Source organism: Enterobacter sp. SST3 (assembly GCF_000286655.1).
Lineage (GTDB): Bacteria > Pseudomonadota > Gammaproteobacteria > Enterobacterales > Enterobacteriaceae > Enterobacter > Enterobacter roggenkampii.
In genome coordinates, this window is the sequence record NZ_ALNS01000003.1 from 12,194 (window position 1) to 25,490 (window position 13,297).

At 57.2% G+C, this 13,297-nt stretch carries 13 protein-coding genes; 7 read left to right on the top strand and 6 right to left on the bottom strand.

Features of this window, described 5'->3' with window-relative positions:
- Nucleotides 1–39: 39 nt before the first annotated feature.
- Nucleotides 40–624, bottom strand: coding sequence for an aminoacyl-tRNA hydrolase (gene pth / locus B498_RS20030; RefSeq protein ID WP_008499504.1), 585 nt, complete (start codon nt 622–624; stop codon nt 40–42).
- Between the two features lie 274 nt (nt 625–898).
- On the opposite strand from pth, the gene ychH reads away from it, so the two are divergent.
- Together ychH and B498_RS20020 are read left to right on the top strand one after the other, a co-directional pair.
- Nucleotides 899–1,174: a stress-induced protein YchH gene (gene ychH, locus B498_RS20025; protein ID WP_008499505.1), complete on the top strand. Its 276-nt coding sequence runs from the start codon at nt 899–901 to the stop codon at nt 1,172–1,174.
- Nucleotides 1,175–1,295: 121 nt separating this feature from the next.
- Nucleotides 1,296–2,354 carry a MerR family transcriptional regulator gene (locus B498_RS20020; protein WP_008499506.1) on the top strand — a complete coding sequence of 353 codons (1,059 nt, stop codon included), beginning with the start codon at nt 1,296–1,298 and terminating at the stop codon, nt 2,352–2,354.
- Here B498_RS20020 and dauA read toward each other — a convergent pair.
- The 4 genes from dauA to lolB all read right to left on the bottom strand — a co-directional run bounded on the left by dauA (nt 2,340) and on the right by lolB (nt 6,694).
- Nucleotides 2,340–4,019 (bottom strand): C4-dicarboxylic acid transporter DauA, encoded by a 1,680-nt coding sequence (gene dauA / locus B498_RS20015; protein WP_008499507.1) that lies wholly within the window; start codon nt 4,017–4,019, stop codon nt 2,340–2,342. The two genes, B498_RS20020 and dauA, sit on opposite strands and share 15 nt — an antisense overlap.
- A 124-nt stretch (nt 4,020–4,143) precedes the next feature.
- Nucleotides 4,144–5,091 (bottom strand): ribose-phosphate diphosphokinase, encoded by a 948-nt coding sequence (gene prs, locus B498_RS20010; RefSeq protein ID WP_003856663.1) that lies wholly within the window; start codon nt 5,089–5,091, stop codon nt 4,144–4,146.
- Between the two features lie 125 nt (nt 5,092–5,216).
- Nucleotides 5,217–6,086, bottom strand: coding sequence for a 4-(cytidine 5'-diphospho)-2-C-methyl-D-erythritol kinase (gene ispE / locus B498_RS20005; protein WP_008499510.1), 870 nt, complete (start codon nt 6,084–6,086; stop codon nt 5,217–5,219).
- A complete protein-coding gene (gene lolB / locus B498_RS20000; RefSeq protein ID WP_008499511.1) occupies nt 6,083–6,694 on the bottom strand; it encodes a lipoprotein insertase outer membrane protein LolB in 612 nt (203 codons plus the stop codon). The genes ispE and lolB overlap by 4 nt, the downstream gene beginning before the upstream one ends.
- Before the next feature lie 201 nt (nt 6,695–6,895).
- Between lolB and hemA the strand changes: the two genes are divergently transcribed.
- From hemA to kdsA, 5 genes are all read left to right on the top strand, one after another.
- On the top strand, nt 6,896–8,152 hold the full coding sequence (gene hemA / locus B498_RS19995; protein ID WP_008499512.1) for a glutamyl-tRNA reductase: 1,257 nt from the start codon (nt 6,896–6,898) through the stop codon (nt 8,150–8,152).
- A 41-nt stretch (nt 8,153–8,193) separates the two neighbouring features.
- Nucleotides 8,194–9,276 carry a peptide chain release factor 1 gene (prfA, locus tag B498_RS19990; protein ID WP_008499513.1) on the top strand — a complete coding sequence of 361 codons (1,083 nt, stop codon included), beginning with the start codon at nt 8,194–8,196 and terminating at the stop codon, nt 9,274–9,276.
- The gene (prmC, locus tag B498_RS19985) at nt 9,276–10,106 is read left to right on the top strand and encodes a peptide chain release factor N(5)-glutamine methyltransferase (RefSeq protein WP_008499514.1); all 831 of its coding nucleotides are present in this window, start codon (nt 9,276–9,278) and stop codon (nt 10,104–10,106) included. The genes prfA and prmC overlap by 1 nt, the downstream gene beginning before the upstream one ends.
- Before the next feature lie 121 nt (nt 10,107–10,227).
- Nucleotides 10,228–11,037 carry an invasion regulator SirB1 gene (gene sirB1 / locus B498_RS19980; protein ID WP_008499515.1) on the top strand — a complete coding sequence of 270 codons (810 nt, stop codon included), beginning with the start codon at nt 10,228–10,230 and terminating at the stop codon, nt 11,035–11,037.
- Between the two features lie 36 nt (nt 11,038–11,073).
- Nucleotides 11,074–11,928 carry a 3-deoxy-8-phosphooctulonate synthase gene (gene kdsA, locus B498_RS19975; RefSeq protein ID WP_008499516.1) on the top strand — a complete coding sequence of 285 codons (855 nt, stop codon included), beginning with the start codon at nt 11,074–11,076 and terminating at the stop codon, nt 11,926–11,928.
- 115 nt (nt 11,929–12,043) lie between these two features.
- On the opposite strand, the gene chaA is transcribed toward kdsA, so the two are convergent.
- The gene (gene chaA / locus B498_RS19970; RefSeq protein ID WP_008499517.1) at nt 12,044–13,144 is read right to left on the bottom strand and encodes a sodium-potassium/proton antiporter ChaA; all 1,101 of its coding nucleotides are present in this window, start codon (nt 13,142–13,144) and stop codon (nt 12,044–12,046) included.
- Between the last annotated feature and the right edge of the window lie 153 nt (nt 13,145–13,297).

The following is a 13,297-nucleotide window of genomic DNA, read 5'->3' on the forward strand; positions in this document are numbered from 1 at the left end:
ACCCGCATGACGCGCGGTAAAAAAGCCGTATCGGGCGGATTATTGCGCTTTGAAAGCGTGTAAGCGGTTTGTCGCTTTGGTTAAGCCGTCTTGCAGCCAGATTTCCGTGCAGCGCGCCGCTTCGTCTACCGCCTCATCAATCAGTTTCTGCTCAGAAACCGGTGGCTTACCGAGCACGAAACCGACAACTTTGTTTTTATCGCCCGGATGGCCGATTCCCACGCGCAAACGGTGGAAATTCGGGTTATTGCCCAGCTTGCTGATGATGTCTTTAAGACCGTTGTGACCACCGTGCCCGCCGCCCAGCTTGAATTTTGCCACGCCAGGGGGAAGATCCAGCTCATCGTGGGCGACCAGAATTTCATCCGGATTGATGCGATAAAACGTTGCCATCGCCGCCACGGCTTTACCGCTCAGGTTCATAAACGTGGTGGGGACCAGCAGGCGAACATCCGCGCCAGCAAGGTTGATACGTGAGGTATACCCGAAGAATTTAGGTTCTTCACGCAGGGGAGCACGTAACCGCTCGGCCAGCAGATCGACGTACCATGCCCCGGCATTGTGGCGGGTAGCCGCATATTCTGCGCCCGGGTTGGCGAGGCCGACAATCAGTTTAATCGTCACGATTCAATTCCTAATGGGTTCCAGATCTGGCGCGTAGTTTACTGTCTGGCGCGCCGCTTGACAAAATTCTGCGATCGTCGCAGCGAAATACGAATAATTACTTACCTGAACAATTAGAATTTCAAGCTGTTCAACGTGTTATTTGTAAACTTTTGTCTGGGCGTTATCTGTAATTGTGATCATTCACGCAACTCATAAAAGGAGCGTTGTCTATACTTTACACACAAGGATTAGGGGCTTTTCCCCTGACAACCCAAAGTTCCGGAGGTGACACATGAAACGCAAAAACGCTTCGCTACTCGGTAACGTGCTGATGGGTTTGGGGCTGTTTGTGATGGTCGTCGGCGTAGGTTATTCCATATTAAACCAGCTGCCGCAGCTTGATCTTCCGCAATACTTCGCGCATGGCGCGGTACTGAGCATCTTCCTCGGTGCGGTATTGTGGCTCGCCGGGGCGCGCGTGAGCGGACATGAGGAAGTCTGCGATAAATACTGGTGGGTGCGCCACTACGATAAACGCTGCCGTCGAGATCAGCATAAGCACAGCTAGTGCCATGACGAAAGAATACCGAAACGACTCCCTGGGAGTCGTTTTTTTTTTGCATCAAGGGTTGACCCTCACGTAACGTAAGGCACCAGAGTGGCGGCACTGGCAAAGAAAAGGAGCAGTTATGTTGATTCAGGTGGGTGAACTGGCGAAACGGGCCGGTATCACCGTACGCACATTGCATCACTATGAGCAAACAGGAGTGTTGCTGCCTTCTGCCAGAAGCGCGGCAGGTTACCGGCTTTACAACCTGGCGGATGTTCAGCGCCTGCATATGATCCAGGCGCTGGCAAAAGCGGGGCTGGAACTTGCTGAAATCAGGGATTTCCTTGAACAGGAGTCGCTGTCGTTAACCGAGTTACTCGATGCGCAAATCACGTTGCTGGATAAACAGCTGCGTAGCATACATACGCTGCGCGACCGGCTGGTCGAACTGCGTGCCGGGCTTCTCGACGATGCGACGCCGGACCTGGAATCCTGGCTACAGACTCTGGAGTTAATGAATATGTACGATCGCTGGTTTAGCAAAGAAGAGTTACAGCAGCTGCCGTTTGCGGTGCAGAAGGACGCGCTGTCGGCTATCTGGTCAGGGCTGGTGGCAGAGGCCAACGCGCTGCTGGAGTACCATATACCCGTTACGGACGAGAGGGCGAAGGACCTGGCGACGCGCTGGATGGAGCGCCTGGAGCAGGACACGGCGGGCAAACCGGAGTTTCTTACCCGGCTGAACGAGATGCACAGCGTAGAGCCACAGATGCAGGTGCAGACCGGCATCACGCCGGAGATGACGGATTACATTACGCGCGCGTTTGCGGAATCCAAGCTCAGCATATGGGAGAAGTACCTTACTCCCGAAGAGATGGCCTTTACGCGGAAGCACTACTTTGATCGCATGATGGAGTGGCCGCCGCTGGTGGCGAAGCTGCATCAGGCGCAGCGGGAAAATCTCGCCCCCGCCTCTGACGATGCCCAAAAGCTTGCCGAAAACTGGCTGGCGCTGTTCCAGTCGTACGCGGGCACCAACCCGGAGACCCAGCAAAAGTTTCGTACGGCCATGCAGCAGGAGCCGCATCTGATGAAGGGAACCTGGATGACGCCTGCCGTGCTTGCATGGCTCCAGCAGGCGATCGGGGTGATGATGCAGAGACGTTTCTCTGCATCAGGCGGCTCACAGATCCGCTAACGCGGCTTCACGGTTAGGATAAAAAGCAAGGCGGCCAGGGATCGGCTGCACGCCTGCACGCGCCATGGTGCGCAGGGGCTGGAATTCGAGGTTACTCACCCGCAGCTCACAGCCTTCAGGCAGACGTTTCACAAAGCGCTGGAAGGCGTCCAGGCCGCCCGCATCCAGCACCGGTACGGCATCCCATTTTAGCACCACAACCCGTTTGCCCGCGATGCGAGACTCCAGATCGCTGAACAGACCTTCCGCCGCGGCGAAGAACAGCGGGCCAATCACGCGCAGAACCAGCACATCGTCAGGCACCTCCACGTTAACCGGGGAGAGGCGCGTCATTTGCGCAATACGGCGCATAAACAGCAGGGAAGCCAGCACGATCCCGACGCTGATGGCGATAACCATATCGAACAGCACGGTCAGCGACATGCAGATCAGCATCACGATGATGTCGTCTTTCGGCGCCCGACGCAGCAGGTTTACCACCTTGTGCGCCTCACTCATGTTCCAGGCCACCATCAGCAGCAGGGCGGCCATGGCGGAAAGCGGTAGCCAGGAGAGCAGTGGGGCGAGGATCAGCAGGGCGAGGATCACCAGCAGGGAGTGGATAACTGCCGAAACGGGTGACGTTGCACCTGCGCGCACGTTGGCCGCAGAACGGGCGATGGCTGCCGTGGCGGTAATACCGCCAAAGAACGGTGCGATGAGGTTCCCTAACCCCTGACCAACCAGCTCGCTGTTGGCTTTGTGCTTGGTGCCGGTCATCCCGTCCAGAACGACGGCGCAGAGCAGGGATTCAATCGCCCCCAGCATCGCCATCGAGAACGCGGCGGGCAGCAGGGCGCGCAGGGAATCCCAGCTTAAGGTAAAGCTGGATCCGGGCATATCCCACGGCAGCACCAGCTGCGGCAGCAGCTGCGGAATGCCGCTCCCCTGCGAACCGTCCGCCAGAACATAGTGGAACTGCGAGCCGATAGTGGCGACATGGCCGCCGAACATATTGACGACAGCCATCACCGCGCAGCCCAACAGCAGCGCGGGAAGATGACCGGGCAGACGGATACCCAGACGAGGCCAGACGATCAGTGTTCCGAGCGTCACAATCCCGATGGCGGCATCGCCCAGGTTGGCCGTCGGAAGCGCCATAAACAGCGCACCCACTTTCTGTAAATAGTGCTCCGGAACATGGGGCATTTGCAGGCCGAGGAAATCCTTGATCTGCATGGTTCCGATGGTGATCCCAATCCCCGAGGTGAACCCCAGCGTGACGGAAAGGGGGATGTACTCAATCAGTCGCCCAAAGCGGGCCAGACCAAACAGAATCAAAAAGACGCCGGACATCAGGGTGGCGACCAGCAGGCCTGCCAGACCAAACTGCTGCGAAACGGGGTAGAGGATCACCACAAAGGCGGCGGTCGGGCCGGAGACGCTGAAGCGTGAGCCGCCGGTCAGGGCAATGACAATCCCGGCCACGGCCGAGGTGTACAGGCCATACTGCGGTGCAACGCCGCTGCCAATCGCCAGCGCCATCGCCAGCGGAATCGCGATAATGCCGACGGTGATCCCGGCAATCAGGTCACGGATAAAACGTGACGAGGTGTACTTCTCTTTCCAGCAGGCGTCGATGAGGGCGCGAAAGGGCAGAACATGTGAGGAGGCTACGTTTTTCACAATTATCTATCATCCGTATGCGCATCATCTGTCATGTGAATGGCAGGTGAAGGAGGCATTAATCATACAAATAAAACCCAGAGACAAAAAAACCCGCCGCAGCGGGTTTTTCGGCCGTGTTCGATTAGTGTTCGAACATTGCAGAGATGGATTCTTCGTTGCTGATACGACGAATCGCTTCGGCCAGCATCCCGGACAGGGTCAGGGTACGCACGTTTGGCAGTGCCTTGATTTCGTCGCTCAGTGGGATGGTATCGCATACTACAACTTCGTCAATGACGGAGTTGCGCAGGTTGTTTACGGCATTGCCGGAGAAGATCGGGTGGGTCGCGTAAGCGAATACGCGCTTGGCACCACGCTCTTTCAGCGCTTCAGCCGCTTTACACAGCGTACCGCCGGTATCGATCATGTCGTCAACCAGCACGCAGTCGCGGCCAGCCACGTCACCGATGATGTGCATCACCTGAGAAACGTTAGCGCGCGGACGACGTTTGTCGATGATCGCCATGTCGGTATCGTTCAGCAGCTTAGCGATAGCACGGGCACGTACCACGCCGCCGATGTCCGGAGAAACCACGATGGGGTTATCCAGGTTCAGCTGCAGCATGTCTTCCAGCAGGATTGGGCTGCCGAATACGTTATCAACCGGGACGTCGAAGAAGCCCTGGATCTGCTCTGCGTGCAGGTCAACGGTCAGTACGCGGTCAACGCCAACGCTGGACAGGAAGTCAGCGACAACTTTCGCGGTAATTGGCACACGCGCGGAACGGACGCGACGGTCCTGGCGGGCATAGCCGAAGTAAGGGATTACAGCAGTGATACGGCCTGCGGAAGCGCGACGCAGGGCGTCGACCATAACAACCAGTTCCATCAGGTTGTCGTTCGTTGGAGCACAGGTGGACTGGATGATGAAAATATCACCACCGCGTACATTTTCGTTAATTTGTACGCTGACTTCGCCGTCGCTAAAGCGACCTACAGCGGCGTCGCCGAGGGAAGTGTACAGGCGGTTGGCAATACGTTGTGCTAGTTCCGGGGTGGCGTTACCAGCAAAAAGCTTCATATCAGGCACGAGAAGAACCTCAGGCATGCGTCCAGTGGTGGATAGCGTTCGCCGTAAACTGTGCGGGCCAGGCAAAGGCTATCCAGGCGGTGTATTAAAGAGCGCGATGCAACGTCTGGAACAGGGTGACGTTGTCACCGAAACTCAGTCTGCGCCAGAATGGCCTGCTGTAGGGGGGAAATGTTCATCCCACGCGCTACAAAACCATGCAGCCAAACCGGCGCTTGCTCAAGCACCTGACGAGCGGCGGATTCGGTGTCAAATTCAGCAAAGACACAGGCCCCTGTACCAGTCAGGCGCGACGGCGCGTATTCTAACAGCCAGGAAAGCACCGCATCAACCTCGCGAAAACGTTTTCTTGCGATATCCTCGCAATCGTTGCTGAATTCACAATTTAATAACGTTTCTATTGACCGAATCGGGGTATTTCTTTTCAGGTCAGGATCTTTAAAGATGACCGGGGTCGGAATGCTCACGCCGGGGTGAGCAACCAGATACCATTTTTCCGGCGGGTTGACCGGGGAGAGGATTTCGCCCACGCCCTCAGCAAAGGCCGCATGACCGCGCACAAACACCGGGACATCCGCACCCAGCCTCAAGCCTAAGGCGGCCAGTTCGTCCTGCGACAGCCCGCAGCCCCAAAGGTGGTTCAGGGCAACCAGCACGGTAGCGGCGTTGGATGAGCCGCCGCCCAGGCCGCCGCCCATCGGCAGACGTTTCTCGATACGGATGTCCGCACCGCTTCCCGCAGGCAGACGACCCGATTCCGCAGCGGCGTTCATCAGCAGACGCGCAGCGCGCACGATCAGGTTGTCCTCATGCGCCACGCCGTCGACCGGCGTCAGGAGGCAAATCTGCCCGTCCTGGCGCAGTTCGATAGAAATTGTGTCGCCATAGTCAATAAACTGAAACAGCGTCTGCAGGGTGTGATAGCCGTCAGCGCGCTGGCCGGTAATGTATAAAAACAGATTCAGTTTTGCCGGAGAGGGCCAGTGGGTCATCATTTAACGATCCAATTGTCCATTTTCAGCTTGATGCGCTGGCTGCCCTGGGTCAGTTCCATGTTGGATGGCAGCGACGGTTTACTCTTGCTGTCATAGTCGCTGTACACCACTTTCCAGGTTTTGCCGTTCTGGGTGTAGTTCACCTGGCTTAGACGATACTGATCGTCAAGCGTGTAGTCGGTGGCGTCACCCGGCAGGCCAAGGATCCACTGGCGCAGGCTGTTGAGCGGGATAGGCATTCCGGTCAGCTTGCCAATCATCTCTTCGGCATCGGTTGCGGTGTAGTGCTGGCCTTTGTTATCGGTGATCTGCGCTTCGCCCGGTTTCGCGATAAGCTCCAGCTCGGTGCTGCCCAGCGGGTTCAGCAGCAGCAGGCGATAGTTGTCCTGACCCGTCTGCTGCCAGAAGAAACGGGCATACACTTTTTGCTCATCAGAGAGATAGGCGAAGGCGCCGCGGGTCTGGTACTGGCTCAAATTACGGACGTCCTGCTGGTGCTGACGCCACTGGGGTGAATCAGGGCTTTTGCCCGGGCCTTTTGGTTGGGTGACGGTACACGCGGTCAGAACCAGTGCCGCCAGGGGCAGCAGGCGAATCAGTCGGGTCATAATGAGGACAAATCCTTGAGATACGTTGCAGTTATAACTGTTAATGCTAGCGTCGAAGGGGGCTACCGTCTACGTTCAAATTATCTCAAAGCGTTGTGTAACCTATTACTCCGAAAGGGGGCTGTCTCTTTTATTGATCTCGCGCATCCTGTATGATGCGTTCTGCTAACCTTATTAACGCTGGTACTACTCCCGCTCAACATGACCCTATTAGCACTCGGTATCAACCACAAAACAGCCCCGGTTTCGCTGCGAGAACGCGTAACGTTTTCGCCAGATACGCTCGACCTGGCGCTGGATAGCCTGCTTGCACAGCCGATGGTGCAGGGTGGCGTGGTGCTCTCGACGTGCAACCGTACCGAGCTCTATTTAAGCGTGGAAGAGCAGGACAACCTGCACGAAGCGCTGATCCGCTGGTTATGCGACTACCACAATCTCAATGAAGACGAGCTGCGCAACAGCCTGTACTGGCATCAGGACAACGATGCCGTCAGCCATCTGATGCGCGTGGCCAGCGGGCTGGATTCGCTGGTTCTGGGCGAGCCGCAAATTCTGGGTCAGGTGAAAAAAGCCTTTGCGGATTCGCAAAAAGGGCATCTGAAGGCCAGCGAACTGGAGCGCATGTTCCAGAAGTCATTCTCCGTGGCGAAGCGTGTGCGAACAGAAACCGACATTGGTGCCAGTGCGGTTTCTGTTGCTTTCGCGGCCTGCACCCTTGCACGCCAAATCTTTGAATCCCTCTCCACCGTCACCGTGATGCTGGTGGGCGCGGGCGAAACCATCGAACTTGTGGCGCGCCATCTGCGCGAGCATAAAGTGAAAAAGATGATTATCGCTAACCGCACCCGCGAACGCGCGCAGGTGCTGGCGGATGAAGTGGGGGCAGAGGTGGTTGCCCTGAGCGACATCGATGAACGCCTGAAGGAGGCGGACATTATTATCAGTTCGACCGCCAGCCCGCTGCCGATTATCGGCAAAGGGATGGTGGAGCGTGCGCTGAAGTCCCGCCGTAATCAGCCGATGCTGCTGGTGGATATCGCCGTCCCGCGCGACGTGGAGCCAGAAGTCGGCAAGCTGGCTAACGCCTATCTGTACAGCGTAGATGACCTGCAAAGCATCATTTCGCACAACCTCGCGCAGCGTAAAGCGGCGGCAGTGCAGGCGGAAACCATTGTCGAGCAGGAAACCAGTGAGTTTATGGCCTGGCTGCGCGCGCAAAGCGTCAGCGAGACCATCCGCGAGTACCGCGGGCAGGCGGAGCAGGTGCGTGATGACCTGACTGCCAAAGCGTTAGCGGCCCTGGAGCAGGGCGGCGATGCGCAGGCGATTATGCAGGATCTGGCGTGGAAACTGACTAACCGCCTGATCCATGCCCCAACCAAATCTCTTCAGCAGGCTGCCCGTGACGGGGATGATGAACGCCTGACTATTCTGCGCAACAGCCTCGGGCTGGAATAGCGCCCTATACCCATTTTCTAAGACAAGGTGCACTTACGCCTATGAAGCCTTCTATCGTCGCTAAACTGGAAGCTCTGCACGAGCGCCATGAAGAAGTCCAGGCGCTGCTCGGCGATGCCGGGACCATTGCGGACCAGGAACGTTTTCGCGCACTTTCACGTGAATACGCGCAGTTAAGTGATGTTTCTAAATGCTTTACCGACTGGCGACAGGTTCAGGACGATATCGAAACCGCGCAGATGATGCTCGACGATCCTGAAATGCGCGAGATGGCGCAGGAAGAGTTGCAGGATGCGAAAGCGCGTTCTGAGGAGATGGAGCAGCAGCTTCAGGTGCTGTTGCTGCCAAAAGATCCGGACGACGAACGCAACGCGTTCGTGGAAGTCCGCGCCGGGACCGGCGGGGACGAAGCGGCGCTGTTTGCCGGGGATCTGTTCCGCATGTACAGCCGCTACGCCGAGTCGCGTCGCTGGCGCGTGGAGATCATGAGCGCCAACGAAGGCGAACATGGTGGCTACAAAGAGGTTATCGCCAAGATCAGCGGCGACGGCGTGTACGGTCGTCTCAAGTTTGAATCCGGCGGTCACCGCGTGCAGCGCGTACCGGCTACCGAATCTCAGGGCCGAATCCACACCTCCGCCTGTACGGTGGCGGTGATGCCGGAGCTGCCGGAAGCGGAGCTGCCGGACATCAACCCGGCTGACCTGCGTATTGATACCTTCCGCTCCTCCGGGGCGGGGGGGCAGCACGTTAACACCACCGACTCCGCCATCCGTATTACCCACCTGCCGACCGGCATCGTGGTGGAGTGTCAGGACGAGCGTTCCCAGCACAAAAACAAAGCCAAAGCGCTCTCCGTGCTGGGCGCACGTATCCACGCGGCCGAAATGGCGAAACGCCAGCAGGCGGAAGCGTCTACGCGTCGTAACCTGCTGGGCAGCGGCGATCGCAGCGACCGTAACCGCACCTACAACTTCCCGCAGGGGCGCGTGACTGACCACCGCATCAACCTGACGCTGTACCGTCTGGACGAAGTAATGGAAGGCAAGCTGGATATGCTGATTGAGCCTATCGTGCAGGAATACCAGGCCGACCAGCTGGCGGCACTGTCCGAGCAGGAATAATGGATTTTCAGCGCTGGTTACGTGAGGCTGCCGGTGAGCTTTCCGAAAGCGAAAGCCCGAAGCGTGATGCCGAAATTTTGCTTGAGCATGTGACGGGTAAAGCCCGCACGTACCTGCTGGCCTTCGGCGAAACTGAACTGACCGCGGAACAGGAAGCCCGGCTCGCCGCGCTGCTTGCCCGCCGTAAAACCGGCGAGCCGGTGGCGCACCTGGTCGGCGAGCGCGAGTTCTGGTCGTTACCGCTTTACGTCTCGGCGGCGACGCTGATCCCGCGCCCCGACACCGAGTGTCTGGTTGAACAAGCGCTGGCGCGCTTACCCGCATCGTCCTGCCACATTCTCGATCTCGGAACGGGGACCGGGGCCATCGCCCTGGCGCTCGCTACCGAACGGCCCGACTGCGCGATCACGGCGGTAGATGTGATGCCCGACGCGGTGGCGCTGGCGCAGCGTAACGTGGAACGTCTTGGCCTGACCAACGTGACGGTGCTGCAAAGCAGCTGGTTCAGCGCGCTGGAGAAGCAGACGTTCGGAGTGATTGTCAGTAACCCGCCCTATATTGACGAGCATGACCCGCACCTTGCGCAGGGGGATGTGCGCTTCGAACCGCTGACGGCGCTGGTCGCCGCCAGGGAGGGTTTAGCCGACCTTGATCACATTGTGACAACGTCACGACAACATTTGCTTTCCGGCGGCTGGCTGCTGGTGGAGCATGGCTGGACGCAGGGGGAAGCCGTGCGGGCGCGCTTTACCCAGGCGGGCTACGCCGATGTCAAAACCTGCCGCGACTACGGCGGCAACGAACGCCTGACGCTGGGGCAGTGGTTATGAGCGCAGGTACTGATAAAGGCGTAAGGCTGACTGAAAGGCGGTTTGGCGTTATCATCTACATCGTTTTGAGTTTTATCTCGCCCGGGCGTCGCTGTACGCTCGGTCGTTACTGGGGTAAGTCATGAAGTCCTTAGCCGATTTCGAATTTAATAAAGTGCCGCTTTGCGATGGCATGATCCTGATTTCTGAGATGATCCGCGACGATTTTACGTCGCAGTACGTCTACGATGAGCTGGAGAATCTGGTCAGCCTGGCGCGTGAAGAGATCAATCAGGCGCGCCCGCAGGACTGGCAATTAGAGAAGCTGCTTGAGCTTTTCTACGGCGAATGGGGTTTCTGCGACACGCGGGGCGTGTATCGCCTGTCTGACGCATTATGGCTGGACCAGGTCTTAAAAAATCGTCAGGGGAGCGCCGTTGCGCTGGGTTCTATTTTGCTTTGGGTTGCGCATCGCCTGGATATTCCACTGGTGCCGGTCATTTTTCCGACGCAGATGATCCTGCGTGCGGAGTGGCTGGACGGTGAGATGTGGCTCATTAATCCCTTCAACGGCGATACGCTGGATGAACATACGCTGGACGTGTGGCTGAAAGGCAATATCAGCCCGGTGGCTGAGCTCTTCAACGAAGATCTCGACGAGGCGGATAACGCAGAAGTGATCCGCAAGCTGCTGGATACGCTGAAGTCTGCGTTAATGGAAGAGCGTCAGATGGAGCTGGCCCTGCGCGCCAGCGAAGTGCTGCTGCAGTTTAATCCGGAAGACCCGTACGAAATTCGCGACCGTGGGTTGATCTATGCCCAGCTCGATTGTGAGCACGTGGCGCTGAACGATCTGAGCTATTTCGTCGAGCAGTGTCCGGAAGATCCTATTAGCGAAATGATTCGTGCGCAGATCAACGCGATCTCGCACAAGCAAATTACACTGCATTAATCTTAATTCCGATTCACACCTGAATAAGGCGATCCTATGAAACAAAAAGTGGTTAGCATTGGTGATATCAAGGTAGCAAACGACCTGCCGTTCGTGCTGTTTGGCGGCATGAACGTGCTGGAATCCCGCGACCTCGCCATGCGTATCTGCGAGCACTACGTGACCGTGACCCAGAAGCTGGGCATCCCGTACGTGTTTAAAGCCTCTTTTGACAAAGCCAACCGCTCCTCCATCAACTCTTACCGTGGCCCGGGCCTGGAAGAAGGGATGAAGATTTTCCAGGAGCTGAAGCAGACCTTTGGCGTGAAAGTGATCACCGACGTGCATGAAGCCGCTCAGGCGCAGCCGGTGGCAGACGTGGTTGACGTGATTCAGCTCCCGGCGTTCCTGGCTCGCCAGACCGACCTGGTTGCCGCGATGGCGAAAACCGGTGCCGTGATCAACGTGAAAAAACCACAGTTCGTGAGCCCGGGTCAGATGGGCAACATCGTCGATAAGTTTATCGAAGGTGGCAACGACAAGGTTATCCTGTGCGACCGTGGTTCCAACTTCGGTTATGACAATCTGGTTGTGGATATGCTGGGCTTCAGCGTGATGAAAAACGTCTCTAATCAGTCTCCGGTGATTTTCGACGTGACCCACGCGCTGCAGTGCCGCGACCCGTTTGGCGCTGCGTCCGGTGGCCGTCGTGCTCAGGTGACCGAACTGGCGCGCGCCGGTATGGCAACCGGTCTGGCTGGCCTGTTCATTGAGGCGCACCCGGATCCGGATAACGCAAAATGCGACGGCCCATCCGCGCTGCCGCTGGATAAGCTCGAGCCGTTCCTGAAACAGATCAAAGCAATTGACGATCTGGTCAAGAGCTTCGATGAGCTGGATACCAGCAAATAATAAAAAAACCCGCTTCGGCGGGTTTTTTTATGGGGCATATTGCCGGGTGGCGCTTTGCTTACCCGGCCTACAAAACCCGTAGGTCCTGCAAGCGAAGCGCCGCTGGGCAAAAAGGCTACGCAAAAATTGTCATCAAGTAAGCCACAAACAGCGCCATATGCGCCGCCCCGTTCAGCACGTTGGTGCGTCCGGTTGAGAACGAAATCTGGCACAGCAGCAACGAGGCTACCATCACAATCATCTCTGGCGCGCCCAGCGCGAACTGCAGTTCGTTACCGGTCATAAAGGCAATCAGCGTCACCACCGGCACGGTGAGTGAAATGGTCGCCAGCACGGAGCCGAAGAACAGGTTCATGGCGCGCTGCACCTGATTGTTTAAGACGGCTTTCAGCGCCCCCAGCCCTTCCGGGGACAGGATCAGCAGCGCCACCAGGAAACCGGTAAACGCGACCGGCGCGTTCAGTTCGGTTAACAGCGTTTCCAGCGGATTGGCGTTCATCTTGGTGACGGCAATCACCGCAATCAGATGCACGATCAGCCAAACCGTATGCCACGCGCTGCTGTGGGCCGACGGCTTACCGTGGTGCGGGTCATCGTCGTCGCTGTCGTCTTCATGCTCATACACAAACAGGCTCTGGTGCGTTTTGGTCTGAATCAACAGAAACACGCCGTACATGGCTGCGGAAATCAGCGCAACCAGCAGCGCCTGACCGGTGGAGAAGTTGGCACCCGGCAGCGCCATCGGGAAGACCAGCACGATAATCGCCAGCGGGAAGAGGGCAATCAGATACTGTTTTATGCCGAACAGGTTCATATACTGGGTCGCGAATTTACGCCCGCCCAACAGCAGAGAGAAGCCCACCAGGCCGCCCGTCACAATCATAATGATCGAGTAGAGCGTGTCGCGCATCAGCGTCGGCGCGGCATCGCCGGTCGCCATAAGCGCGGAAATCAGGCTGACTTCGAGAATAACAACGGAAAGGCTGAGAATTAACGATCCGTAGGGTTCGCCCAGACGGTGGGCCAGTACGTCCGCATGGCGAACGACGCTAAAGGCGCTGGTTAAGATACCGACCAGGGCAAGAATATTGATACCAACCACCACTGGCAGTGACTGACTGCTTCCCCAGAAGAGCAGCACAGCCAGTGCCAGAACCGGGAAAATGAGAGACGTCTCCTTGTGGCGGGTCTTTACCGCCTCGTGTGTTGCTGTCATGTGCTTCTCCATCAATGCAGGTGCTTGTAATTATAGATAGATTTTTGAGGTCATTAAATTAACAGATCTCTGTTAAATGCCCTTTATTTTTTACTTAATTTTACCTTTTTTAATAATTATCATGCCTGATTCCTGTAATTCACCATATTCTCC